The following is a 24,476-nucleotide window of genomic DNA, read 5'->3' as shown; positions in this document are numbered from 1 at the left end:
CTAACCAGATTTTCCGGTTTTTGTCATGGAGACAGGCCAATGCCCCCGTTAATTACCCTTGATTGGTTGGATTTAGCCCTTGCCCTCTTGCTCATTGGCATGACGCTGGCCTTGGGCGCTTGGCAACGGTTGGGCTTGGGTACAGCTTTGGCGATCGCCACCGCTCGCGGCATTGTTCAACTGTTGGCAGCGGGGGCCATTCTCGATCTCGTCTTTGCCCTCCATCAACCTTGGGCTGTTTTAGGGGTCACGGGGGTGATGTTAACGATCGCCGCCATCACCGCCCGTAACCGCATTTCTCCCCAAAAGCAACTCCTGCCGACGGTGTGGCTGGCTTTAGCCGCCAGTACAATCCTCACGTTGGGCTATGCCCTCTGGGTCGTGATTCAACCTCCGGATTGGTATAGTCCCCAATATTTGATTCCCCTAGCGGGGATGGTGCTGGGTAATGCCATGAATGCCGCAACCCTAGCGGGGGAAAGGCTGTTAACGACGATCCGGCACAATCCCCTCGATATCGCCACCCATCTCAGTTTAGGAGCACAACCCCAGGAGGCGATCGCTGCCTACCGCCGTGAAGCCATCCGCGCCAGCCTGATTCCCCTCATTAACCGTATGACCGTCCTTGGCCTCGTCACCTTGCCGGGGATGTTTACCGGTCAAATCCTCAGCGGCATCGCTCCCCTGGATGCCGCCGGTTATCAATTGTTGATTTTTTTCATGGTTGCCGCCGCCGAAGCCCTCACCGCGATCCTCGTCACCCTAGGGATTGCTCGCCATCTCTTCACGCCCCAAGCCCAACTTATTCCTCTCGAACAGATTTAATCCTTCTCTGGTGCAAAAACTTTTCCCGAAACCCACCGGAATGGAACTTTCGTTTTTAAAATAGTTCATAGGAGCAAAGACTGATCATCCTGCCTACTGGAACGTCATCATTCATTTGGCGGATCTCTTTCTCCCATAGGCTAGCCATTTGCAGGATTCAACCCTCAAGTTCCGACAAGGCTGCCCATTCCCGAGGGATATTTAAAGGAAAGATGGTTAAACTTCATCTATTCCACGCTCTTCATCATGTCCACTTCTGCACTGACGATTTTGTATTATGGCGCGTTCACTAATGGCTCATTCTACTTTCTCACTCCGATCGCTTTTGCTGGCGGGCATCATTGTGACCACCGCCAGTCTGACGGGGTGGATTCCTGATTTGGCGGCTCCTGTTGGGGGAAAAATTGCCACGGAAGCCTACGCTCAAAATCCTCCCAGCACCGATGAGGTGGTGCGTTATGCCAAGGCGGTCTTAGCGATGGAACCCCGTCGTCGAGAAGCAGCGCGGGAAATTCGCAGCGCTGGCGGCAACCCGAATATTGTCTGTTCCTCGGTGTTTAGTGGCTTACCGGGGGGACAGATTGCCCGCTCCTATTGTCAACACGCCGCCACCATCGTGCGTCAATATGGCTTGACCAATAATCGCTTTAATGAAATTACCCGCTTGGCTCAAAACAGCCCGGAACTGCGGGGACAGATCCAAACCCAAATGCAGGAACTGTGCCGCCTTTCGGAGTTTAGTGCGGCTTGTCGTTAATGGTTGAGGATCTGGATTTGATGCGCTTTGTAGAGCCGGTACAACACCCCCCCTCGGTTGTGGTTGAGGGGGAAATATTCCGATTGCCCCTGAGGGCGAGCGATCGCCACCGCAGCCGCCACCACTGCCAAACCACCACGGGACTGCCCGTGATCCTCTGTTTACCCCGAGGAACTGTCCTTCAGGATGGGGATTGGCTACGGGGGGAACGGGGGGAATGGGCGCAAGTCATTGCCGAGCCAGAGCCGGTTTTAACAGTGACAGCCGAGCAGCCCCAAGGGTTATTGCGGGCAGCCTATCACCTGGGCAATCGCCATGTGCCATTGGAAGTGACAGCCGCCTATTTACGTCTTAGCCCTGATCCCGTCTTACAAGCAATGCTTCAGCAGTTGGGCGTGACCGTTATTGAAGAGATTTGCCCCTTTCGACCAGAAGCCGGGGCTTACCATCCCAGCCATTAAAAATCAAAAAAATTAAAGACCCGGAGTCTACGCCTATCACCAGCATCCCGTATTGCTGCTACCTTCCGGTCCTGACAAGATTTGGGCGTGACGATCGCATTGATCCGGGCCACTTCTAAACATACCACAGGTTCACCCGTTAAGGGGTAGCTCCATCGGGAGAAGTATTTTTTTCCAGCGATCGCTGTTGGCGTTTTTTGCGCTCGGCTTGCAGCACATCATCGAGCACCGCCCGGGCTTGGGCCATTTTTTCCAAGTTGCTGCGATAGAGTTCTAAATCTTTCTTCAGTTTTTCCGCCGGAAGATGGAGCGATTCCCCGAGGGTGGTCAAGGGTTGGAGATCATCATTGCCTAAGGGTTCCCCATGCACCCTTTCCAAAATGCTATAGAGACCAATGGCAAAGAGACGGCTGTATTTAAACGTGGGGTTAAAGGCGATCGCCTTTAAGCAATCATAAAGCGGTTGGGCTTGCGGCTCCGAGGCAAGGGCATTCCCCCATTCACTCAACTGCGCCACCGTCAAATTCTGGCAAGCATTGCGGATCTGCTCGGCATCCTGGCGATATTGCTGGGGATCACGCCCCACGGCACGGCAGAGGGCTTGAAAAATCGACTCCACATCCCGCTCTGGCTCATAACCCCCCATAAAGCGATCATAGGAAGTGACAACGCCTAAAGCAAAGATTGCATCATATTTAAAGAGGGTATTCACAGACAGGAGATGCATCTCCACCATTAATTCTTCGATGACCCGACGATAAATCGAGTTAATCGGGCGGGTATGGTGCGCATAAAACTCTCGTTTAGTATCGGAAACGGTACGAACAGTATCCACAGAGCCAATATTTTCATGATGGGACGGTGTTCCCATTGTCGCATACGGAATTGGATTTTGTGGAAAGGGAGCTTATCCCGTCCCTAGGGCAAGCTCAATGGAGCGCCAAGGGATGGGCCGCAGGGGCAGAGGATTTCCACCCAGGGCGCAGTTTACGGCGACGGCTCAAACAGTTGAGAGGGGCGATCGCGGCATTAACCCCACCACAGGCAAAGCAAGATGGGGCCCAGTAATGCGCCCCATTTTGCTCTGTTAAACACCAAGATTTCAGTACGACCTAAGTCGCCAAGCTACGGGGAGCACCATCGAGGGCTTCCTCCTCCGTATCGAAAATTTCAAACACGGAATCCATCATGGTGACTTCAAACACCAACTTGGCCTCAGGATGGACATTACAGATCCGGAAACTCCCCTTGACCTTATCCGCATCCCGCATGCCCGCCACCAAGGAAGTTAACCCAGAGCTATCAATAAAATTAACTTGGCTGAGATTAACGACAACGTGAGGACTCAGCTTCGAGATACATTCCTGTAACTTCAGCCGAAACTGCCAGGCCGTTGTAATATCTAACCGCCCACTGGGCGCTAGAACGATGACCTGTGCGCCATCTTGGGTCGTGTGTTCTTTCTGTTCGATGTGAATCACTCGTCAACTCGCCTCAAACTCAAGCAATATGATCTACCAACATCTCAAGAGAACCGCTGTGGGTATAACTCTGACCGGATGACAACGCAGACTGTGGAAAACAGTACTACCTCAACGATAGCATGGAGTGCCGAAGTCCTCTGTTGGGTGTAAAAATTGGCTAAACCTTGACATTCCCCGCTCTCAAGAGATGGGGATTTGTGAATAAGCTGGATGGCTTTCACGGGCGCAGTCAAATCGCCCTTCCTCGGTTGCCCGAAGGCTTCCTGTTACTGGTGTTATTTTTCAGTCCCCCGTGGTACGGGGGCCTGAGTTTGTATTCAGCTTACCAGAAAAATGCCAGGGTGGCCCAATCCCAAGGAGAGGTTCCTCTGAGATTTGGCCGTTGAGGGCGGTTCCGCAGATAGGAAGCCATTGCCAGCCTAAGGGATTACGCCCAATTCACCCAATCCTGGGGTTTGAGAAACACCTCATACAGTTCTGCCTCTGGGGTGTTGGGTTCAGGGCTGTAGCCGTACTCCCAACGGACTAAGGGGGGCAAAGACATGAGGATTGATTCTGTGCGGCCATTGGTTTGCAGGCCAAAAATCGTGCCGCGATCATAAACGAGGTTAAATTCCACGTAGCGGCCGCGACGATAGAGTTGGAACTGCCGCTCGCGATCGCCCCAGGGAGTCTCTTGCCGTTTTTGGGCAATGGGGACATAGGCTTCCAAAAATGCCGGGCCGCAGTCTTGGATAAAGGCAAAGGTTTCTTCCCAACTGCGGGGGGCAATCTCCCCAAGGTTACGGCTATATTCCGCTGCGGCTTGATCGGGGTTAGGGCCGCGATAGAGTTCGCTGCGGCCATCTTGGTAGTCAAAAAAGATGCCACCAATGCCCCGGCTTTCCCCCCGGTGCTTGAGGTGGAAATATTCATCGCACCAAAGCTTAAAGACGTTGTAGTAATGGGGATGGTGGCGATCGCACACCGCCTTATAGGTATTGTGGAAATGCTTTGCGTCTTCAGCGTAGGGGTAATAGGGGGTTAAATCCGCGCCGCCCCCAAACCACCACACCGGCCCCGCTTCAAAATAGCGGTAGTTGAGATGAACCGTGGGAACGTAGGGATTACGGGGATGGAGCACCATCGAAGTACCCGTGGCGTAAAATTCATGGCCCGCCGCTTCGGGGCGCTGCTGCAAAATCGACGGCGGCAGAGTTTTCCCCCACACTTCCGAAAAATTCACGCCCCCCTGTTCAAACACACGACCCTCCCGGATCACCCGCGATCGCCCGCCGCCCCCCTCTTCCCGCTGCCAAGCATCCTCCTGAAATTGCTGCTCACCATCGAGATCTGCTAAACCTTGGCAAATGTTGTCTTGGAGCGCCTGCATAAAGGTGCTAATCCGCTGGCGCGAGTCCCCAGGGGGAACATTCAGAGTTGAAGATGGGCTGACTGGCGTAGAAGAAGCTGTCATAGGGCTTGAAAAAATTGCAGACTAATGTACGGAAATTTAACGTCGATCTTCCCATATCCAGGGGGGAGGCGATCGCCTTTTCCTTACAATTCTCAACAACAATTTCCCCCGATGGCGCTGAATCTCAACAATCCGCAGCGTTTGATCCCCAAGCAAACTCGCTAGAATACAATATCCACCTAAACAACACGGTTGCTGCACGAGCGGTATGATTTTTCAGATTTCGTTTCAACTCTTAGTGGCCCGGGGCAAAATTTTTTGTAAATTTGCCCTGAACAAGCGGTATCGCGTGCTCTGTCGGGCTTCCGTTGACGTGCTGTGGCAAAAATTGAGCAACCTCGCCGATGTCTCCTGGAACCCCTTGCTTGATCGAACCAATGTGCCTCAGGGCCTCATCCCTAAACCCGGTCTGATTTATCAAGCCGTCACCCGATTCACCCCGATTCCCATTCGCATTTTCGTCGAGCAGGTGGATCCCCGCCGCCTCCTCAGCATTCGCTTCTTAGCCATTCCCGGCGTGGAGAACCGCATTACCTATCAATTTGAATCCTCCGTCTGTGGTACCTATATTTCCTACTCCGTCACCATGCAAGGCTGGCTCTCCCCCCTCTTGTGGTGGGTGATTCGTCCCTATGCTGCCCGCGTCGCCGCCAACCTGGCCCGCTCCGTAGAAAGCCAAGTGGCTTGATGGGAGGAGGGGGAGCGATCGCCCCCGCCCCCCAAAACGTTAGGATGAACAAAAATCACAAACCTTAACATACCCATGACCCTAGACTCAGCCACTGTTTTAAATGTTTTGCGTCCTGTCCAAGACCCAGAACTGCAAAAGAGCTTAGTCGAACTCAACATGATCCGGAACGTACAAATTAGCGGCACCACCGTCCGCTTTACCCTCGTCCTCACCACCCCGGCCTGTCCCCTCAGAGAGTTCATCGTTGAAGACTGCCAAAAAGCAGTGCAGCAACTACCCGGTGTCGAAACCGTCGAAATCGATGTCACCGCCGAAACCCCCCAACAAAAATCCCTCCCTGATCGCCAAGGCATTGGCGGCGTGAAAAATATCGTCGCCGTCTCCAGTGGTAAAGGCGGCGTGGGGAAAAGCACGATCGCCATCAATCTCGCCGTTGCCCTCGCCCAAAGCGGCGCAGCAGTGGGACTACTGGACGCGGATATCTACGGCCCCAACGCCCCCACCATGCTCGGTTTAACCAGCACCCAAGTCGAAGTCCAGAAAGATCCCCAAGGGCAAGACATTCTCCAACCCGCCTTTAACCACGGGATCAAAATGGTCTCCATGGGCTTCCTCATTGACCCGGATCAACCCGTCGTCTGGCGCGGCCCCATGCTCAACGGCATCATTCGCCAATTCCTCTATCAAGTCAACTGGGGCAACCTTGACTACCTTGTTGTCGATCTTCCCCCCGGAACCGGCGATGCTCAACTCACCCTCGCCCAAGCCGTCCCCATGGCCGGCGTTGTCATTGTCACCACCCCCCAAACCGTTTCCTTAGTCGATGCTCGCCGAGGTTTGAAAATGTTTCAGCAACTCGGTGTTCATGTTTTAGGGATTGTCGAAAATATGAGCTACTTTATTCCACCGGATTTACCAGATAAACGCTACGATTTATTTGGTTCCGGTGGGGGAGCAAAAGCCGCTGAAGAGCTAGGAGTGCCATTGATTGGCGGTGTCCCTTTAGAAATTCCGGTACGCGAAGGCGGTGATTGTGGAATTCCCATTGTGGTCAGTCATCCCCAATCTGCCTCAGCCCAGGCTTTAATCCACATTGCCCAGCAGGTGGCGGCCAAAATTTCCATCGCGGCCCTCACCTAAAATCTTCAGTGCTTAAAACGACACCTATGTTGCAACGAACCTACAAAGAAATCAACGAATGGCGGAATTGGTGGAGTGGTTGGCAAAACATGGACTTCTCCCTCCTCTTGTTGGTCGTGGGTTTAACCCTATTTGGCGGACTCATCATCCAAAGTACGGAACTCCGACAAGGGTTAACAGATTGGTGGCAACATTGGTTAATTGGAGGGGTCGGCCTCGTTCTGGCTTTAATCATTGCCCGCTGCCGCTATGAATTTTTAATCCAATGGCATTGGATTACCTACGCGCTGACCAACATTTCCCTGATCAGTGTCATGATCATTGGCCACACCGCCAAAGGGGCGCAACGTTGGCTCAGTATTGGCGGATTTAATATTCAACCTTCAGAATTTGCCAAGGTTGCTTTGATTATTACCATGGCGGCCCTCCTCCATGAACGCCCTGCTTCTACCCTAGAGGCTGTGTTTCGGGCATTGGCGATTACCTGTGTGCCTTGGGCTTTAGTCTTTTTACAACCTGACTTAGGGACATCTTTAGTATTTGGGGCGATTACCCTAGGGATGCTCTATTGGGGCAATGCTAATCCAGGCTGGTTAGTGTTAATGGTTTCGCCGATTTTTTCGGCAGTTTTTTATAATCTCTATCTGCCCGGTTGGCTAGGTTGGGTGTGCTTAATGTGTCTAGTTGCTTGGTTTACCCTCCCTTGGCATAAAATCGGCACCTTTATCATTTTGGGACTCAATGGCGCAGCCGGGGCGGTGGGCGGCCTTTTGTGGAATCTGCTCGAAGATTACCAAAAAGCACGGTTGGTACTCTTTCTTGATCCAGAACAAGACCCTCTAGGGGGGGGCTATCACTTAATTCAATCCCGCATTGCCATTGGAGCAGGGGAATTATGGGGTCAGGGCTTGTTTGGCGGCACACAGACACAACTGAATTTTATTCCAGAGCAACATACAGATTTTATTTTTTCCGCAGTGGGGGAAGAATTGGGCTTTATTGGCTCCATCAGCTTATTAATTGTCTTTTGGTTGGTGTGCCTGCGCCTGATTATCATTGCCCAAAATGCTAAGGAGAATTTTGGTTCTCTTTTAGCAGTCGGTGTACTTTCCATGATTGCTTTTCAGGTTTTTGTTAACATTGGGATGACCATTGGTTTATCTCCCATTACTGGTTTACCGTTACCCTGGTTAAGCTACGGGCGTTCGGCATTGCTGGCTAATTTTCTCGCCATTGGTTTGGTCGAATCGGTGGCTAATCATCGCCCCCGCCGACATTTTAACTAACTGAATCATTCACCTCTCTTACTATTGAACGATGATGATTTTATCTGGTGTAACAGTCCGTGTCACGAACCCTGATCATACTTATTACCAGTTTGAGGGTCTGGTTCAACGCCTCACTGATGGCAAAGTTGCCGTTTTATTGAAAGGGGCAACTGGGATAGGCTGATCAGCATCTAACCTGGATCTTGATTGCGTTAAAGACCTTTCTGTCCAAGGGGGGCGATCGCATTCTTCTCCTGATCATCGTTCCCCCGCGAGATGCAAACAAAATCTTCACCGCGGCCCTCAACTCAAATCTCCACGATTTAACACTGCACTATGCTGCAACGAACCTACAAAGAAATCAACGAATGGCGGAATTGGTGGAGTGGTTGGCAAAACATGGACTTCTCCCTCCTCTTGTTGGTCATGGGTTTAACCCTGTTTGGTGGGCTAATTATCCACACAACAGAACTCCGACAAGGGATTATTGATTGGTGGCAACATTGGGTAATTGGGGCAGTGGGCCTCGTTCTGGCTTTGATCATTGCCCGCTGCCGCTACGAATTTTTGATTCAATGGCATTGGATTACCTACGCCATTACCAACATTGCCCTGATTACCGTCACAATTATCGGTCACACGGCTAAAGGTGCCCAGAGTTGGCTGAGGATTGGTGGGTTGAATCTTCAGCCTTCAGAGTTTGCCAAAGTTGCTCTGATTATCACCATGGCAGCCCTTCTCCATGAACGTCCGGCCTCCACGCTCAATGCTATATTTCGTGTCTTGGCTGTTACCTGTGTACCTTGGGCTTTAGTTTTTTTAGAGCCGGATTTAGGGACATCCTTAGTTTTTGGGGCAATTACCTTAGGAATGCTTTACTGGGGCAATGCCCATCCCGGTTGGCTGCTCTTAATGGCTTCGCCATTATTATCGGCAGTCTTGTACAATTTATACCTACCGGGTTGGCTAATTTGGGTGTGTTTAATGTGTATGGTTGCCTGGTTCACCCTACCTTGGAATAAAATCGGCACGTTGATTATTTTCTTGATCAATGGTGTAGCTGGGGCGGCGGGAGGTTTTTTATGGAATTTGTTAGAGGATTATCAAAAAGCAAGGTTGTTACTCTTCCTTAATCCAGAGCAAGACCCCCTAGGAGGGGGCTATCATTTAATTCAATCCCGCATTGCGATTGGGGCCGGGGAGTTGTGGGGACGTGGTTTGTTTAACGGAACGCAAACACAACTTGACTTTATCCCAGAGCAACATACAGATTTTATTTTTTGTGCTGTGGGGGAAGAGTTGGGCTTTATTGGAGCAATTAGTGTATTAATTGTATTTTGGTTGGTGTGCCTGCGCCTGATTATCATTGCCCAAAATGCTAAGGAGAATTTTGGCTCTCTTTTGGCGGTGGGAGTGCTTTCGATGATTGCTTTTCAGGTTTTTGTCAATATTGGCATGACTGTTGGATTGTCACCGATTACTGGTTTACCATTACCCTGGTTAAGCTACGGGCGTTCGGCATTGCTGGCTAATTTTCTCGCCATTGGTTTGGTCGAATCGGTGGCTAATCATCGCCCCCGCCGACATTTTAACTAACTGATTATTCACCTCTCTTACTATTGAACGATGATGATTTTACCTGGTGCAACAGTCCGTGTCACAAACCCTCAGGATACCTATTATCAGTTTGAGGGTCTGGTTCAACGCCTCACTGATGGCAAAGTTGCTGTTTTATTTGAAGGGGGCAACTGGGATAAGCTGGTGACGTTCCAACTGTCGGAACTAGAAGCTGTTGATCTCACTCAGGGTAAAAAATAACCCTACTGGCTATGCGTTTACCCCTACCGCAATTTGCCACTGATCGCCCCCGCCCCGACCACATTGCCGAGGTGATTGAAACGGCAACGACGGAGTTTGTCGCTCAATGTCTGGAGCCGGAGGATTTGACGTTCCCGGCGATGCCCCCCTTTGGCAGTTGGGTGAAAGCCCATGATGAGGAATCGGGGAATGACATTATTGGCGTGATTACCTACGCGACAACCACCCCGATTGATTCGGTGCATCGGGCCCGGGCCTTGGGGCTGTCTTTGGCGGATTTGCGTCAGGAGCAACCGCAGATTTTTGCCATGCTCAAAACTGAATTTCGGGCGGCGATTGTTGGGTTTATTGCTCCATCTGTGGGGGACAAGGGTAAGGCGTTTCAATACCTTCCCCCCCGTCCCCCCCAAATTCACCAAGGGGTCTATCGTTGTACGGCGGCGGAAGTGGTGCAGTTTACGGAAAAGTTGGATTTTTTGCGATCGCTCCTCCAGGTTAAAGCGGTGCCGGTGGAAAGTTTGCTGGCGGCAGCGTTGCGCTCGGCGTTTCACTGTCGCGAGGGCGATCGCCCCTGGCTCATCCAAGCCGGTCGGACGCTGAGTATTTTACTGAAGGATGACTACGACAGTTTGCGCTACATCCTCAGTCAGGTTCATCTCTAGAAGATCTTATGAATGCCATTTCTGAACCGCAATTTTGGCAATCCCACTATGAGCAAGGCGTACCCCCTTGGGATTTAGGGCAAGCGGCTCCTGCTTTTCGGGCGTTACTGTCCTCGGGAACCTTAACCCCTGGGGCAAGGGTGATTGTTTTAGGCTGCGGGGCGGGTCATGATGCCTTAGCCTTTGCCCAAGCTGATTTTGAGGTGACGGGGGTAGATTTTGCACCAGGGGCGATCGCCACCGCCCGCCAGCAAGCACAACAGAGCAACCTAACGGCAACCTTCAGCCAATGTAATATTTTCGACCTCTTGCCGGAATTTGCCCACCAGTTTGACTATGTGGTGGAGCACACCTGTTTTTGTGCCTTGGATCCCAGTCAGCGCGATCGCTATGTGGCCCTAGTTCAGGGTTTACTCAAACCGGGGGGAGAATTGTTAGCCATCTTTTTCACCCATGGCCGCCCTGGTGGCCCGCCCTTTGGCTCGACCCCGGAAGAAATTCGCCGTTACTTTGACCCCCATTTCACGATCATCGAGTTAAATCCCCTCGACGAGTCCCCGGATCATCGCCAGGGAGAAGAGCATTGGGGACGATTCAGAGCGAGGAGAAGAGAGTGAAAAGAGCAGCATTGATTGGCGTAGGGGCGAGAAATCTTTCGCCCCTACATTAACGCTCCCCACTCCCCAACCGACTGAGCAGAGAATTGTTAAGATTGTTAAAGCAATTCTCAGCAAACTCAGCGCAAACCACCATGGCCCCCTTGAGCTTAGACCAAATTGAGCAACACCTTGAGAGTGAGAACTCCCGCGATCGCATGGTGGCCCTGGCTCACCTGCGCCACTTCTCCCCAGGGGAAGCCCTGCCCCTGATTAAAAAGGTGTTAGATGATGAAGTGCTGCAAATCCGCTCCATGGCGGTGTTTGCCTTGGGAATTAAAGCCACGGCAGAATCCTATCCGATTTTAATCCGCTTACTGGAAACTGACCCAGATTATGGGATTCGCGCCGATGCTGCCGGGGCTTTGGGCTATCTGGAAGACCCCCGCGCCTTTGAACCCCTAGTGCGGGCCTTTTATGAAGATACCCAATGGTTAGTAAGGTTTAGTGCAGCGGTGTCCTTGGGCAACCTCAAAGATCCCCGCGCTCAAACGGTATTACTCGAAGCCTTGAAAAGTAGCGAAGTGGTGATCCAACAGGCGGCGATCGCCGCCCTGGGGGAAATTAAAGCCTTGGATGCCACCGATGCGATCCTCAACTTTGCCGGTTCCGAAGATTGGCTCGTGCGCCAACGCCTTGCCGAAGCCCTCGGCCATCTGCCCAGCCCCAAGGCCCAATCTGCCCTCACCTTTCTCGCCAAAGATGCCCACCCCCAAGTCGCCCAAGCGGCAGAATTCGCCCTAGAGCGGTTAAGCCAACGCCTGGAAACTCCAGAATCGGGATCGCGAGAGGGTCAAAACCCTCTAGAATAATCCTTAACAATTTAAGTGAAGCAACTTAATCAAACCATGACACCCTCCTTAGCCAATTTCCTTTACAGCCTTCTCGCTGGTGCATTGGTTGTGGTCATTCCCGCCACCGTTGCCCTCGTTTTCATCAGCCAAAAAGATAAAATCTCCCGCTCCTAGGGGTTTGTGTAATCTTCAACCCCAGTATCAACGCCCTTCAGGGAAAAGATACTGGGGTTTTTTGGTGCGTTCCTGGCCAGAGTTCGCTAAGGTAGAATGAATCCGTCAGCGATCGCGGGACTGAGATTTAAGCAAGCAGCAATGGTTAATTTTGGATGGAATTCAGCCAGTTTACTCGGAGTTTTCTTGGCGATTGCCGGGGCCGGGCTTTATTTTTTGCGCTCCGTGCGCCCGGAACTCTCCCGCGACTATGATATTTTCTTTTCCGCTGTCGGTTTAGTCTGCGGTGGGATTTTGATGTTCTATGGTTGGCGGTTCGACCCGATTATGCAGTTAAGCCAGTTTTTGCTCGCCACTGCCACGTTCTTTTTTGCCTTTGAAACGCTGCGATTGCGCGGCCTTGCCACGGAGCAGGCCCGCCGCAGCACTCCCATCGTCGATGACGATCGCCCCGTCAGTCGCTCCTATCGAGCCTATCGAGAACCGGACTACGACGAAATTGAACCCTATCGGGATGAAAACTATCCCCCCCGCAAACGGCTCCGGGGCAGCGATGACTATGAGGAAGAACCTGTACCCCCGCCCCGTAGTCGTAGCCAGCGTCCCCCGTTGGAAAAACCCGATCCCCGCGCCAATCGTCGCCCCAGTCGCACCAGCCCTCCGCCGCGAGAATATCCCCCTGAAAAATCTAGGGGTGCTGAGGATGCTTGGGAAGATGAGTGGGAAACAGAACCCCGCCCTAGTCGTCGCCCCAGTCGTCGCCCCCCAGAACCCCCGCCGGAGCGCGATCGCCCCCGGCGCAATCCCCCCCGCACCGCCCTCTATGAAGATGAGGAGCCGGCTCCCTATGTGGACTATGTGGATTATGAGGAGGAGGATTTCGGCATTGAGCCGGAGCGATACGATCCAGAACCCGATGATGAAGATGATGGCTCAGAGGCTCAATCGCCAGCAGATTTTGAAGAAGATGAGCATGAGCCACCCGTGAGGCGCAAGCCCCGTTATCCAGAGGATGACGGGGATGCCCCCCGTCGTCCTGGTGAATATTAAACCCTTCGCCCATGGTTCAGTCCCCCGTTTCGAGGGAAAAGCCGAGGCGATCGCCCTGGTTGAGCGTTGCTGTTCTCTCTCTGCTGGTATTCACGGGTTGTAACACCACCCCCGATGCCGGCGAATCCGCCCGCCTCAATAGCCGCTTTACGGAGGAACAGCCTGCCCTGAGCGGCGACGGCCGTTTATTGGCTTTTGTAACCAATCGCAACGGCACAGCCCAAATTGCTGTTTATGACCGCGATCGCCAAGCCTTCCTCACGTTGCCCGGCTTAAACCGCAATGGCTTAATGGTACAAAACCCCAGCCTCAGCCGCACAGGCCGTTATATTGCCTACCTCACCCACGACCAAGGCCGCCCCGAAATTGCCCTCTACGACCAAGCCCTTCAGCGTTCCGAAATAGTCAGCCGTCGCTATCGGGATTGGATCCGCAACCCAAAAATCAGCCCCGATGGCCGCTATATCAGTTTTGAAACCGCTCGGCGGGGGCAATGGGATGTGGAAATTCTCGATCGCGGCCCCAATGTGGAATTAGATTTAGCCGATGGCACATTGATTGATCCTTAAGATGGGGGCGAAAAATTTTTCGCCTCTACCAGAAACCTTTGGCGGCGATCGCCTCCTGAATCTGCTGTTCAACTTGATCCAGCGATCCGTTAGCCTCAATGCGCACAATCCGCTCCGGTTCCGCCACTGCCAACTCAGCAAATCCCCCCCGTACCCGTTCATGGAAAGCAAGATCCGCCGCCTCAATGCGATCGCCCTTCCCCTGACGACGACTTAAACCCACTTCTACCGGCACATCTAACCAAAGGGTGAGATCACTGGTTAACCCCCCGGTGGCAATGGCATTGAGTTGGGCAATTAGCTCCCGGTCTAGGCCCCGCCCCGCTCCTTGGTAGGCCCAGGTGGAATCGGTAAAGCGATCGCACAGTACCCAACTTCCGGCGGCTAACGCGGGGCGAATGACCGTATCAATATGTTGGGCGCGATCAGCGGCAAATAACAGCAGTTCTGCCCGCTCAACAATGCTATCCCCATGGAGCAATAATGTTCGGAGTTGCTTACCTAAATCCGTACCTCCCGGTTCACGGGTAGCGATGACGGCGCATTTATTACCGATTTTTTGGATCAGCCAAGCCTGCGATCGCTCAATTTGTGTGGTTTTTCCCGCCCCCTCCCCCCCCTCAAAGACAATCAATCGACCGCTCATAATTTTTAAGATTTTCTTTAGAAAGGAACAATATTGGCATATTTCCGTTATCTTAAGCCGTGATCAGAGTGTTAAGCTCAAAAAGAAATCGGGTGTTAGACGCAATCCCCTGACAGAACCAGGCTTAAAACGTTAGAGTGTGGAAAAACCTGCTTGGTGAAGGTGCTGACCATCTAAATTGCCACATTGCTCATGGTTTAGAGCGAACAAGAGAACACCATTGAGACGTTAAGGAAGATTATGGCTCGTTATTCCTGCTCATTCTCCAGCCGCAACCCCATTGAAATTCTGCTTAATCATCTCGGTGAAGCACTTCGTTCCTGTGATATTGAGATCATTTACGCCAATAACGAATATGTTGTTGGTCGCGAGAAGCCGGGGAATGTGGCCTTTACAAAATTAGTCACCGTTGAAGCCTTAATTGACTACCAAGGCGTTGCCTCGAAAGAAGTCCACTTAAACTGCATTCTCAAAAACGAAGAGTTACCCCTCAAACAAGATAACCACTGTCGCCAGGTCTTCGACACCGTGAAACGCAAGATTGAAACCCAAACCCCTTGGCGATTGCAGTAAATTCACAGATCGTCATGATGGGGACTTGACCCTCCAAAATCGTAATTTTGGTAACTTGCCCCTTCCGTATCCCCTGACATCATCGCTGGATCGATCAGCGTGATATCGAAGGGGTCTTCTACTGGGGGGATCGGCAGTTCATCGCTGTTATGGCGCACCGGAAAAATTCTTGATTGATAAATGGCTGAAACCTGAGGGCCAAAGATCACTTCATCCCCATTCTGGAGGTTGTGCTGGGTAATTTTGCGACCGTTGATCAGGAGGCCGTTGACACTGGGGCGACCTTGGCTATCACCATCGGCAATGCGATAAAAGGCTGTACCATCGCCACGGGTTTGTCGCGTTAAAACGGCATGGTGACGGGAAACAAACTGAGAACTGAGGTGAATATCGCAACTGCGATCGCGTCCGATGGAATATTGACCGGCCAGGAGAGGTACGGAACGTCGCCCTCTGGCATCTTCGACGATCAGTAGATGCTCTTGCTGCGATTGTGGTATTGGTGCAGTCATGGACAACCCGTGTATGCCTCGTGTTGCTGAGTGAGAGAAAAATTAGCGACTCAATATCCTTATATTCTGTCACAGTCAATTTACACTTTCTGCGCAGAAAAATTTTGGCTGGTTAATTTTTGCCGTGATGCCTGGGGTCAAAGAAGCGATCGCGCAACAATAAAGAATTGGTGACAACAATCACAGAGCTAAAAGCCATCAAAGCCCCTGCCATGGGTGGACTAAACAAAAATCCCCACTGGGGCAGTAGTAAACCCGCAGCAATGGGAATAAGAAGGCCATTGTACCCCAAGGCCCAGATGAGATTTTGGCGAATTTTAGCAAAAGTTGCCTGGCTTAAGCGTAACACCGCTGCTATCCCCCCTAGATTCACGGTTGAACTGAGGGAACCGAGCAGAATAATATCGGCGGTTTCTAAGGCCACATCGGTACCACTCCCCAGGGCAATGCCCACATCGGCTTGCGCTAAGGCGGGGGCATCATTAATCCCATCGCCCACCATGGCGACACAATGATTTTGGGCTTGGCGTTGGGCAATTTCCATGGCTTTGTTGGCTGGTAGCACTTGAGCAATCACATCGGTGATTCCTAATTGGCGAGCGATCGCCGCCGCCGCCGCCGGTTGGTCCCCCGTCAGTAACACAACATTTAACCCCAGATCCTGAAGGTGTTTAACCGTTGGTGCGGCTTCGGGCCGGAGGGGATCGCTGAAGGCCAAGAGGCCAATACAGGCATCATTGAGGGCCAGGTAAATGACGGTTTTACCGTCACGGGCTAGGGTTTCTGTTAGGGCTGTAAGGATCTCAGGAATGGTAATGCCGGCCTGCATTAGCCAGCGGGCATTCCCCACCCGGCAGAGGCCAACCGGCTGATCGGGAGGGTAAAGTTGGGCAGAGGCTCCATAACCGGGTTCACTGTTCAATTCCCCTGCGGGCCAAAGGGGTAGGGTTTCCCGTTGGGCAGCGTTGAGGATGGCGGTGGCAAGGGGGTGTTGACTGCCTTGCTCAACACTGGCGGCCCATTGGAGCAATTCCCTTTCGCTCCAATTTCCCAGGGGATAACAGTCGGTCATGTGGGGACAGCCTTGGGTGAGGGTTCCGGTTTTATCAAACACAACGGTATCGACGCGGTGGGCGGCTTCTAGGCTATCTCCCCCTTTAATCAGCAACCCCTGCTCTGCTCCTAAACTGGTGGCCACTAAAATGGCTGTGGGGGTGGCGAGGCCCAAAGCACAGGGACAGGCAACCACGAGGACGGCGATCGCCAATTTCAAACTTAATAAGCTGGCCACCATTTCCCCCTGGCCCTCTAGCCAGGTTTCTCCCCACAGTGACCAGAGGCTAAAGGTGAGGAGGGCGATCGCCATCACCCCATAGGCAAAATACCCCGATAGTTGATCCGCCAGTCGCTGGATGGGGGCTTTGCGGCTTTGGGCCGCTTCAACGGCGGCGGTAATTTTCGCCAATGTTGTGTCTGTCCCCACCTGCTCCACTTGAATGGCCAGCATTGCGCCTTGATTCAATGTGCCAGCGGTGACGCGATCGCCCACCCCTTTCACCACCGGAAAGGATTCCCCCGTCAACATCGACTCATCCACCGTCGATTGCCCTTGCATGACCTGACCATCTACCGGAATTTTTTCCCCCGGTAGAACCCGCACCCATTCCCCCACCCGCAGCGATCGCACCGGAATTTCAATGCCTGCTTCTTGGGCGAAATCCGTGGCGCTCACCAAGCGGGCAGTTTGGGGTTGCAGTTCAATCAAAGCCTCTAAGGCAGCGGTGGCGCGGCGGCGGGCTTGGCCCTCCAACGTCCGCCCCAAAAAGATAAAACCCAACAACATCACCGGCTCATCAAAAAAACAATCCCACCCCAATCCAGGCCAGATCAACGCCGCGCAACTGGCCAGATAGGCGCTCCCCGTCCCGAGGGCAATCAGCGTATTCATATTGGGATTGCCATAGCGCAAACTTCGCGCCCCATCGATAAAAATTTCTCGGCCCGGAATCAAAATTGCCAAGGTTGCCAGGCCCCAATGGCTACTAATTTGGCTCAACACCGGGATCATCGGGCCGCCCCAGTGGCCCCAATGGCCCAGGGCGGAAAAAAAGAGCAGGATGGCGGCGATCGCTAACCGTTGCTGTTGTTGGCGCTGCTCAACCCGGGCGCGATCGCGCCAACTGGGTTGATCCGTCGTTGGAGTCTCGCGATCGCGGGGAATACTGGGAAAACCCCGCTGGCTGAGATAGGCCGCCATCGTCGCCGGTTCAATCACCAGGAGGTCATACTCGACAACGGCGATCGCCGTAATCAAATTCACACAAGCAGTAATCACGCCATCCTGTTGGCGCAATTGCCGCTCTACCGCACTGACACAGCCCGCACATTGCATCCCCTCCACATCTAGAATCAGCGTGGCAACGGATTGAGGTGATGGAGCAGGGGGAGCTTGGGGGGTCGTCATCATAAAAAAAAGAGAGCAGACAAGCTGCGGGTTAAAGCGGTAGAGTCCAGGCAATCGGGGGGATGTCGTTAACAATGTAGCGAATGGACTGCCGAATTCACAGATTTGATACTACAATGCAAGCCATGTTTTGCGGCCAATGAGTTAACGCGATTAATCATGACTGAACGGATGCGGGTTGGGATTGTGGGGGCATCGGGCTACGGTGGGGTGCAGTTGGTGCGCCTCCTTTTGGATCACCCCAATCTTGAAATTGTCTATGTGGGTGGCAAAAGTAGTGCAGGGCAGTCCTTCTCTGAACTCTATCCTCACCTCGACCAACAGTTTGATTTGATGATCGAACCCATTGATCTCGATGTGATTGCTGATCGCTGTGAGGCCGTATTTTTAGCCCTGCCCAATGGTCTGGCTTGCGATCTGGCTCCCGCCCTCATTGCCAAAGGCTGTAAGGTTTTAGACCTCTCCGCTGACTATCGCTTCCAAAATTTAGACACCTATACCGCTTGGTATAAGAAAGACCGTGAAGATCGCGACCTGGCAGAAACAGCGGTCTATGGGTTGCCGGAACTGTACCGCAGTAGTATTCAAGAATCGAATTTAATCGGCTGTGCTGGCTGCTATTGCACGGCGAGTTTATTGGCGATCGCCCCTCTCCTCAAACAGGGGTTAATTCTCCCGGAAACCGCGATTATTGATGCCAAATCCGGGGCCTCCGGCGGCGGTCGCCAAGCCAAGGTGGGGATGCTCCTCGCCGAAGCCGGTAACTCCTTTGGAGCCTATGGGGTGGCTGGGGCGCACCGCCACACGCCGGAAATTGAGGAGGTGTGTAGTGAATTAGCGGGCCACCCGATGCGTATCCAATTCACCCCCCACCTCATCCCCATGGTGCGAGGCATCCTCGCCACCGTCTACGCCACGCTCCGGGATCCGGGCTTGGTACGGGAAGATCTCCTCACGATCTATAAAGCCTTCTATCGTTCCTCTCCCTTCGTTAAAATTCTGCCGGCGGGGGTCTATCCCCAAACCAAATGGGCCGCCGGGACGAACGTCTGTTACATCGGTGTAGCCGTGGATAATCGCACCGATCGCGTCATCGTCCTCTCCGCCATTGATAACCTGATTAAGGGACAATCCGGGCAGGCGGTGCAGTGCCTCAATATCATGATGGGCTGGCCGGAAACCTTGGGTTTACCGACGTTGGCGTTCTATCCGTAGATGTAGCTCTCAATATTTTTGCTCACTTCCCACTCCCCCCCATGGATTTAATGCTGTGTCATCAAATGGCGGATTTTGACACCCTGGGGGCAGCGGTGGGGTTAACCCGGCTGATCCCTGGGGGGAGAGTGGTGCTGACCGGCGGGGCCCATCCGGGGGTGAAGCGGTTTTTAGCCCTCTATCGCGATGAGTTGACTCTGATTGAGCGGCGCAGCGTCAATCCGCAACGCATCCGCTCCCTAACGGTGGTGGATACCCAAGGGCGCGATCGCCTCGGTGGGGCAAAGGCTTGGCTCGATCTCCCCCAGTTAGATCACATTACGGTTTATGACCACCATCTCGAAGCGGTGGGGGATATTCCGGCGACGATCCGCCATGTGGAGGCGGTGGGGGCGAGTACGACGTTGGTGGTGGAGCAGTTGCGATCGCACCATTGCCAGCCGACGGTGGTGGAGGCAACGGTGATGGCCTTGGGGATTCATGTGGATACCGCTTCCCTCACCTCTGAACAAACCACCCCCCGCGATGTCCGGGCTTGGGCCTGGTTACTGGAGCAGGGGGCCAGTTTACCCACTTTGCGGGAGTATCTCGATCCTGGCCTCACGCCCACGTTGCAAAAACTGCTGGCAACGGCGTTAGAGCAGTTAGAAACGATCACCGTGCAGGGCTATCAGATCGCCTCCATTTATCTAGAAACGCCCAATTTTATCCCCGGTCTATCCAGCTTGGCGGAGCGATTGATGGATCTGACCGAAAGCCATGGCCTGCTGTTGGGCCATCGCTATCACCGGGGCCAAGCCCAACGATTAACGGTGATCGGGCGATCGCGCATCCCCCACACCAATCTGCATCGTCTCTTTGCCCCTTGGGGGGGCGGCGGCCATAGCCAAGCAGCGGCAGCGGCCATCCATGATCCTACCCTTGAGACATTTCCAGAGTTATTGGCCCAATTGATCGCCCAAATCCCCCCGCCTTTCACAGCGCGGGATTTAATGTCCTCCCCGGTACGCACGATCCGCCCCGAAACCACCATCACCACGGCCCAGCGGATTCTCCTGCGCTACGGTCATTCCGGCCTTTCGGTGGTTGATGAACAGGATCAACTGGTGGGAATCATTTCCCGGCGGGATTTGGATCTGGCCCTCCATCACGGCTTTGGCCATGCGCCGGTCAAAGCCTACATGAGCCGCAACCTCCACACCATTGGCCCCGATGACCATCTCCCCAGAATTGAAAGCTTAATGGTTGAACAGGATGTGGGGCGGTTGCCCGTCGTGGAGGGGGGGAAATTATTGGGGATTGTGACTCGTACTGATGTGCTCCGCCAACGGTTCCAAGGGGAGGAGGGGGATGGGGGGGCGATGGTCTTCGACCGGGCTTTGCCCATCGCAGATCGTTCTCCCACACATCAAACTTTAGCCCGCTGCCCTCTCTCCGACCCCCAACAATTGCTCGGGCCGGCGTTAGGCAATTTTTTACAGCAGTTGACTCAATCGGCTACCGAGCGGGGTTGGCATCTCTATATTGTGGGCGGGGTGGTGCGGGATCTCCTGCTCCATCAAGGGCGAGAAGAACCTTTACCCTTAGTGCAGGATTTGGATTTGGTGGTGGACGGCTTCCATCGGGCCGCTGAGGCGGGGGCAGGGGTGGAGTTGGCGAAAGCGATTCAGCAGTGGTATCCCCAGGCGCGGCTCTCGGTGCATGGGGCATTCCAAACGGCGGCGTTACTGTGGCATCAAGATCCCCGGTTAGGATCGTTGGCGGTGGATATTGCCACGGCGCGGACGGAGTTTTATCCCTATCCGGCGGCCAATCCTGAGGTGGAAGCCAGTTCGATTCGTCAAGACCTCTACCGCCGGGATTTTACAATCAATGCCATGGCCCTGCGGCTCACGTCCCCCCGGGAGGGGGAAATTTTGGATTTTTTCGGGGGGATGGGGGATTTGCGATCGCGCTTGATTCGCGTCCTTCACGTTAACAGCTTTATCGAAGATCCGACTCGGATTTATCGCGCCGTGCGGTTTGCCGTGCGATTGGGGTTCAAATTGGAAGCCCAAACCGTGGATTTGATCCGCTATGCCATTGAAAGCGGAGTCTACAATCGTTCCCTGGCCCATGATCCCAAGGCCCCTGCCCTCACCACCCGCTTACGGGCAGAATTGCAATATATTCTCACCACCCCCCATTGGTTAGGGGCCTTGCAACTACTCCAGGATTTGGGAGCATTGGGCTGTCTCCATCCTCAGTTGGCTCTGACGCGAACCGTGGCTCGGCAGTTACGTCTTTTAGATCGTGGCCTGCGCCAATGGGAGTATTCTCCCCAGTTTCCCCCCTGGCTACTAAAACTGGAATTGTTACTCTCCCAACTCCCCACTCCTGAAGCCTTGCGGGCGGCGGATCAGCTTCAGTTGCCCCTGGCCAGTTGTCAACGGTTAGCCCAATGGCAGGGAGTGAAATCACAGATCACTGTAGCTTTAGGTGATCCTTTATCCCCAAGCCAAATTGTCCAGATTCTCCAACCGATAGATCGCACGTTATTGGTGGGCCTCTTGACCCAAGTCCCTCGCTCAGTACGACAACGCATTTGGCAATACTTAACTCAATGGTCAGTAGAGCGTTCTCCCTTAAATGGCGGGGATCTCCAACAACTGGGCTATCCCCGTGGCCCCTTGTATCGTCAAATTCTTGATCAACTCTTGGGGGCAACCCTTGATGGCATGGTCAAAACTCGCTCTCAAGCTATAGACTATGTGCAGCGGCACTATCCCCAAACAGATCCCCATCATTGAAAATTTTCAGATCGCAAGCCGATGTGATCTTTCAATGGAGATCAGCATTTTGCTGGTCGCAATGGGACTCAGTATTTTGCCAGTGACATGGCTGTGCTATCGGATCTGAGCCTATGATGGGGGGTTAAGGCATCGTCTTGAACAACCTGAGGATTTTTTGACTCAATGAGCAACGATTATAAGTACAGCCTAAAACCCACCATTGGCCAGGGAATTTTTACGGCAACCTATCCGGCGATTGAAGTCACCTCCAGTCGCCCGGTGATCATTAAAACCTTGGCGGCGAGTTTAGCGGAACATGAACAATTTGGGCAGTTTCGGAAACAAGTCTTGGGATTAGCCAAGCGATTAGCCGCCTGCCCTCATCCCCATTTACCGGCTATTTGGGAAAGTTTTGCTGAAGATAATTTTCCCTATGTGGTCTATGACCAGATCATTGGCCCAACCTTATTGGACAAAATCAGCCAAGAAGGGCCAGTGCCTCTAGCAATTGCTGTCCATTGGTTGCACCAAATCGGTTCAGCAGCTATGGCACTACATAAAGCGGGGTTGAAACATCTTGATATCCAACCGCGCAACATCGTTTATCGTCCTGAAACCCAGGATGTTGTGTTGGTTGATGTCAGTTTAGTTTGTGAACTGACTCCGGAAATCACCCAAAGTCATGCCAATATTGTCGCTCCAGGTTACGCGGCTTTAGAGCAATGCAACCCCAAAGCAACGGTGACAGCTCAGGCTGATCTTTACAGTCTTGGAGCAACGTTGTATTTTCTCCTCACCGGAGAATCGCCGCCCCCGGCCCCCCTCTTGGAGCATATTCCTGCTCAAGACTGGTCACGCTTACCCGAAGGGTTGCCCGTTGCCTTCCAAACCGCAATTTTTGCTGCCTTAAAACCAGAGGCTAAACAGCGCCAACGGGCGATCGCTCCTTGGTTAGCTCAGTTAAAGGGGGCGATCGCCCCCCCGCCCTTGGATGAATTGGAGCAAAGCGAGCAGAAACCCCAGCCTGTGGAACCAGGAATTCCTCCCCTGACGGTTCAGAAAACCCCAGCCCCAACCCTTCAGCCAGAATCCAAGCTCAAAAGTTCACCCACCGCAAAAACCCGGCCCCAAGCAGAGAAGAAACTCAAAGCTAAATCCAAAGCCACAGCCAAACCCGAGCCACGGGTACAGACTCAAACGAAAGTCAAGAAAACAAAAACCAAGGTCAGCGATCGCGCTGGTGAACGGTTCCCAGTAGGTGCTCTGCTGATGACCAGTGTGATTGCAGCATCAGCCGGCTCAGGCTTTGGCTTATCCTTACGCCTTAATCGTCCCACTGAACCCGGATCAACATTCTGGCACGTGGAACAATCATTCCCTCCCCATGACGATGTGAGCCAATGAACCATCCCCTCGAAACATTGCCCCAATTACCAGCAGATTATTTTAGTCTGTGGCAAGCTTCCCTCCAGTGGCAGCCGACAATGGCTCAGATGGAAAAATTTGAGCAACTTTACCAGATCATTTGCATCGGGAATCAACACCTGAACTTAACCCGTTTGTTAGCACCGGCAGAATTTTGGGAAAAACACCTGTGGGATTCTGTAGCAGGGTTACGCCCCCTCCATCGCTGGGGTTTTGAGCAACCCGGATCCAAAATCATTGATATTGGCACAGGGGGAGGATTTCCAGGGCTGCCCCTGGCCATTCTTTACCCTGATCATCATGTCACCCTATTAGATTCAACCCAAAAAAAAATTCAGTTTCTCCATGATGCTGTTGCTAACCTGGAATTGAACAATGTCCAAGGCGTTGCTGGACGAGCAGAGGCGATCGCCCATGTCCCCAGTCACCGCGCTCAATATGATATTGCGTTGATTCGCGCCGTTGCTTCCCCCCCGGTTTGTGCCGAATATGCCCTACCCTATTTGAAAATTGGTGGAATTGCCGTGCTTTATCAAGGTCATTGGCCAGAAGGGGAGGGCGATCGTCTCCAATCTGCCGCTGAACAATTAGGAGGCACCATTCTAGCCATTGAATCCTTCGCAACCCCGATCACCAACAGTATTCGCCATTGTCTTTACCTACAAAAAATAGCCCCAACTCCCCATCGCTATCCCCGTACAGTAGGCATTCCATCTAAAAATCCTCTCATCTGAAATCCGCTTCATCAGATACTGCAATTAATGTAGGGGCAAAAAAATTTTCGCCCCTTCGCCTGCCAATGCCCACGGAAAAACCCCCACGAAAATATCGTGGGGGTTTTTCAGAAATATAAAGCTGGCATCGAGCTATTGTGCCAGGGGGCAACCCCCCAAGTATCGTCGCCGCAGAAGTGTTTCACAACCGAGTTCGGGATGGAATCGGAGTGGTTCCACTACGCCTTAGACACCAGCTATACCTTCAAGACTGCATAAGTAAACAAGATTTTTAGAGGTCAAGCCCTCGGTCTGTTAGGATGCCTCGGCTCCATACATTACTGCACTTCCA

At 53.0% G+C, this 24,476-nt stretch carries 26 protein-coding genes, 1 rRNA gene, 1 other RNA gene and 1 pseudogene; 21 read left to right on the top strand and 8 right to left on the bottom strand.

Going from position 1 to position 24,476, the window contains the following annotated elements; all coding sequences use genetic code 11:
* The first annotated feature begins 39 nt into the window (after window positions 1-39).
* The 3 genes from VB712_RS09810 (at window position 40) to ureE (ending at window position 2,043) form a co-directional block, all read left to right on the top strand.
* Window positions 40-825, top strand: coding sequence for an ABC transporter permease (locus tag VB712_RS09810; protein ID WP_323254381.1), 786 nt, complete (start codon window positions 40-42; stop codon window positions 823-825).
* A 343-nt stretch (window positions 826-1,168) separates the two neighbouring features.
* Window positions 1,169-1,582, top strand: a complete 414-nt coding sequence (locus VB712_RS09805) for a DUF4168 domain-containing protein (RefSeq protein ID WP_323254380.1) — start codon at window positions 1,169-1,171, stop codon at window positions 1,580-1,582.
* A gap of 17 nt (window positions 1,583-1,599) precedes the next feature.
* Window positions 1,600-2,043: an urease accessory protein UreE gene (gene ureE, locus VB712_RS09800; protein WP_416236306.1), complete on the top strand. Its 444-nt coding sequence runs from the start codon at window positions 1,600-1,602 to the stop codon at window positions 2,041-2,043.
* Window positions 2,044-2,057: 14 nt separating this feature from the next.
* On the opposite strand, the gene ffs is transcribed toward ureE, so the two are convergent.
* Window positions 2,058-2,154: signal recognition particle sRNA small type (ffs, locus tag VB712_RS09795), an RNA gene on the bottom strand.
* A 28-nt stretch (window positions 2,155-2,182) separates the two neighbouring features.
* Window positions 2,183-2,878 (bottom strand): photosystem II biogenesis protein Psp29, encoded by a 696-nt coding sequence (psb29, locus tag VB712_RS09790; protein WP_416236305.1) that lies wholly within the window; start codon window positions 2,876-2,878, stop codon window positions 2,183-2,185.
* A gap of 26 nt (window positions 2,879-2,904) precedes the next feature.
* Here psb29 and VB712_RS09785 point away from each other — a divergent pair, with 26 nt between their 5' ends.
* Window positions 2,905-3,111 carry a hypothetical protein gene (locus tag VB712_RS09785; RefSeq protein ID WP_323254377.1) on the top strand — a complete coding sequence of 69 codons (207 nt, stop codon included), beginning with the start codon at window positions 2,905-2,907 and terminating at the stop codon, window positions 3,109-3,111.
* 44 nt (window positions 3,112-3,155) lie between these two features.
* On the opposite strand, the gene VB712_RS09780 is transcribed toward VB712_RS09785, so the two are convergent.
* Both VB712_RS09780 and hemF read right to left on the bottom strand, forming a co-directional pair.
* On the bottom strand, window positions 3,156-3,524 hold the full coding sequence (locus VB712_RS09780) for an STAS domain-containing protein (RefSeq protein ID WP_323254376.1): 369 nt from the start codon (window positions 3,522-3,524) through the stop codon (window positions 3,156-3,158).
* Between the two features lie 430 nt (window positions 3,525-3,954).
* Complete coding sequence (gene hemF / locus VB712_RS09775) at window positions 3,955-4,983, bottom strand: oxygen-dependent coproporphyrinogen oxidase (RefSeq protein ID WP_323254375.1); 1,029 nt, start codon at window positions 4,981-4,983, stop codon at window positions 3,955-3,957.
* A gap of 208 nt (window positions 4,984-5,191) precedes the next feature.
* Here hemF and VB712_RS09770 point away from each other — a divergent pair, with 208 nt between their 5' ends.
* The 12 genes and pseudogenes from VB712_RS09770 (at window position 5,192) to VB712_RS09720 (ending at window position 13,805) form a co-directional block, all read left to right on the top strand.
* Window positions 5,192-5,671 carry an SRPBCC family protein gene (locus VB712_RS09770; RefSeq protein ID WP_323254374.1) on the top strand — a complete coding sequence of 160 codons (480 nt, stop codon included), beginning with the start codon at window positions 5,192-5,194 and terminating at the stop codon, window positions 5,669-5,671.
* Window positions 5,672-5,746: 75 nt separating this feature from the next.
* Window positions 5,747-6,814: an Mrp/NBP35 family ATP-binding protein gene (locus VB712_RS09765; protein ID WP_323254373.1), complete on the top strand. Its 1,068-nt coding sequence runs from the start codon at window positions 5,747-5,749 to the stop codon at window positions 6,812-6,814.
* Between the two features lie 26 nt (window positions 6,815-6,840).
* Window positions 6,841-8,100 (top strand): rod shape-determining protein RodA, encoded by a 1,260-nt coding sequence (gene rodA, locus VB712_RS09760; protein ID WP_323254372.1) that lies wholly within the window; start codon window positions 6,841-6,843, stop codon window positions 8,098-8,100.
* A gap of 34 nt (window positions 8,101-8,134) precedes the next feature.
* Window positions 8,135-8,277, top strand: a pseudogene (locus tag VB712_RS20460) (NAD(P)H dehydrogenase subunit NdhS).
* Between the two features lie 141 nt (window positions 8,278-8,418).
* Entirely contained in the window at window positions 8,419-9,678 is a 1,260-nt protein-coding gene (rodA, locus tag VB712_RS09755) for a rod shape-determining protein RodA (RefSeq protein ID WP_323254371.1), read from the top strand.
* Between the two features lie 33 nt (window positions 9,679-9,711).
* Window positions 9,712-9,900, top strand: coding sequence for an NAD(P)H dehydrogenase subunit NdhS (locus tag VB712_RS09750; RefSeq protein ID WP_323254370.1), 189 nt, complete (start codon window positions 9,712-9,714; stop codon window positions 9,898-9,900).
* Between the two features lie 11 nt (window positions 9,901-9,911).
* Window positions 9,912-10,562, top strand: coding sequence for an HAS-barrel domain-containing protein (locus VB712_RS09745; RefSeq protein ID WP_323254369.1), 651 nt, complete (start codon window positions 9,912-9,914; stop codon window positions 10,560-10,562).
* 8 nt (window positions 10,563-10,570) lie between these two features.
* Window positions 10,571-11,179: a methyltransferase domain-containing protein gene (locus VB712_RS09740; protein ID WP_323254368.1), complete on the top strand. Its 609-nt coding sequence runs from the start codon at window positions 10,571-10,573 to the stop codon at window positions 11,177-11,179.
* Window positions 11,180-11,313: 134 nt separating this feature from the next.
* Complete coding sequence (locus tag VB712_RS09735) at window positions 11,314-12,030, top strand: HEAT repeat domain-containing protein (RefSeq protein ID WP_323254367.1); 717 nt, start codon at window positions 11,314-11,316, stop codon at window positions 12,028-12,030.
* A 36-nt stretch (window positions 12,031-12,066) separates the two neighbouring features.
* The gene (gene psbX, locus VB712_RS09730; protein WP_323254366.1) at window positions 12,067-12,186 is read left to right on the top strand and encodes a photosystem II reaction center X protein; all 120 of its coding nucleotides are present in this window, start codon (window positions 12,067-12,069) and stop codon (window positions 12,184-12,186) included.
* Window positions 12,187-12,327: 141 nt separating this feature from the next.
* Complete coding sequence (locus VB712_RS09725) at window positions 12,328-13,236, top strand: Ycf66 family protein (protein WP_323254365.1); 909 nt, start codon at window positions 12,328-12,330, stop codon at window positions 13,234-13,236.
* 11 nt (window positions 13,237-13,247) lie between these two features.
* The gene (locus tag VB712_RS09720; protein WP_323254364.1) at window positions 13,248-13,805 is read left to right on the top strand and encodes a biopolymer transporter Tol; all 558 of its coding nucleotides are present in this window, start codon (window positions 13,248-13,250) and stop codon (window positions 13,803-13,805) included.
* Between the two features lie 25 nt (window positions 13,806-13,830).
* On the opposite strand, the gene tmk is transcribed toward VB712_RS09720, so the two are convergent.
* Window positions 13,831-14,451, bottom strand: coding sequence for a dTMP kinase (tmk, locus tag VB712_RS09715; protein ID WP_323254363.1), 621 nt, complete (start codon window positions 14,449-14,451; stop codon window positions 13,831-13,833).
* Between the two features lie 240 nt (window positions 14,452-14,691).
* Between tmk and VB712_RS09710 the strand changes: the two genes are divergently transcribed.
* The gene (locus tag VB712_RS09710) at window positions 14,692-15,024 is read left to right on the top strand and encodes a hypothetical protein (protein WP_323254362.1); all 333 of its coding nucleotides are present in this window, start codon (window positions 14,692-14,694) and stop codon (window positions 15,022-15,024) included.
* A gap of 2 nt (window positions 15,025-15,026) precedes the next feature.
* On the opposite strand, the gene VB712_RS09705 is transcribed toward VB712_RS09710, so the two are convergent.
* Window positions 15,027-15,536 carry an FHA domain-containing protein gene (locus tag VB712_RS09705; RefSeq protein ID WP_323254361.1) on the bottom strand — a complete coding sequence of 170 codons (510 nt, stop codon included), beginning with the start codon at window positions 15,534-15,536 and terminating at the stop codon, window positions 15,027-15,029.
* Window positions 15,537-15,648: 112 nt separating this feature from the next.
* Window positions 15,649-18,000 (bottom strand): heavy metal translocating P-type ATPase, encoded by a 2,352-nt coding sequence (locus VB712_RS09700; RefSeq protein WP_323254360.1) that lies wholly within the window; start codon window positions 17,998-18,000, stop codon window positions 15,649-15,651.
* A gap of 159 nt (window positions 18,001-18,159) precedes the next feature.
* Here VB712_RS09700 and argC point away from each other — a divergent pair, with 159 nt between their 5' ends.
* From argC to rsmG, 4 genes are all read left to right on the top strand, one after another.
* Entirely contained in the window at window positions 18,160-19,215 is a 1,056-nt protein-coding gene (gene argC / locus VB712_RS09695; protein ID WP_323254359.1) for an N-acetyl-gamma-glutamyl-phosphate reductase, read from the top strand.
* A 41-nt stretch (window positions 19,216-19,256) separates the two neighbouring features.
* Complete coding sequence (locus VB712_RS09690) at window positions 19,257-22,004, top strand: CBS domain-containing protein (protein WP_323254358.1); 2,748 nt, start codon at window positions 19,257-19,259, stop codon at window positions 22,002-22,004.
* A 165-nt stretch (window positions 22,005-22,169) separates the two neighbouring features.
* Complete coding sequence (locus VB712_RS09685; RefSeq protein WP_323254357.1) at window positions 22,170-23,390, top strand: serine/threonine protein kinase; 1,221 nt, start codon at window positions 22,170-22,172, stop codon at window positions 23,388-23,390.
* A complete protein-coding gene (rsmG, locus tag VB712_RS09680; RefSeq protein WP_323254356.1) occupies window positions 23,387-24,145 on the top strand; it encodes a 16S rRNA (guanine(527)-N(7))-methyltransferase RsmG in 759 nt (252 codons plus the stop codon). The genes VB712_RS09685 and rsmG overlap by 4 nt, the downstream gene beginning before the upstream one ends.
* A gap of 119 nt (window positions 24,146-24,264) precedes the next feature.
* Here rsmG and rrf read toward each other — a convergent pair.
* A 5S ribosomal RNA gene (gene rrf / locus VB712_RS09675) occupies window positions 24,265-24,382 on the bottom strand.
* Window positions 24,383-24,476 lie beyond the last annotated feature (94 nt).

It is taken from the genome of Spirulina sp. CCNP1310 (assembly GCF_034932185.1).
Classification (GTDB): domain Bacteria; phylum Cyanobacteriota; class Cyanobacteriia; order Cyanobacteriales; family Spirulinaceae; genus Spirulina.
This window is presented reverse-complemented; position numbering and strand designations above follow the sequence as displayed.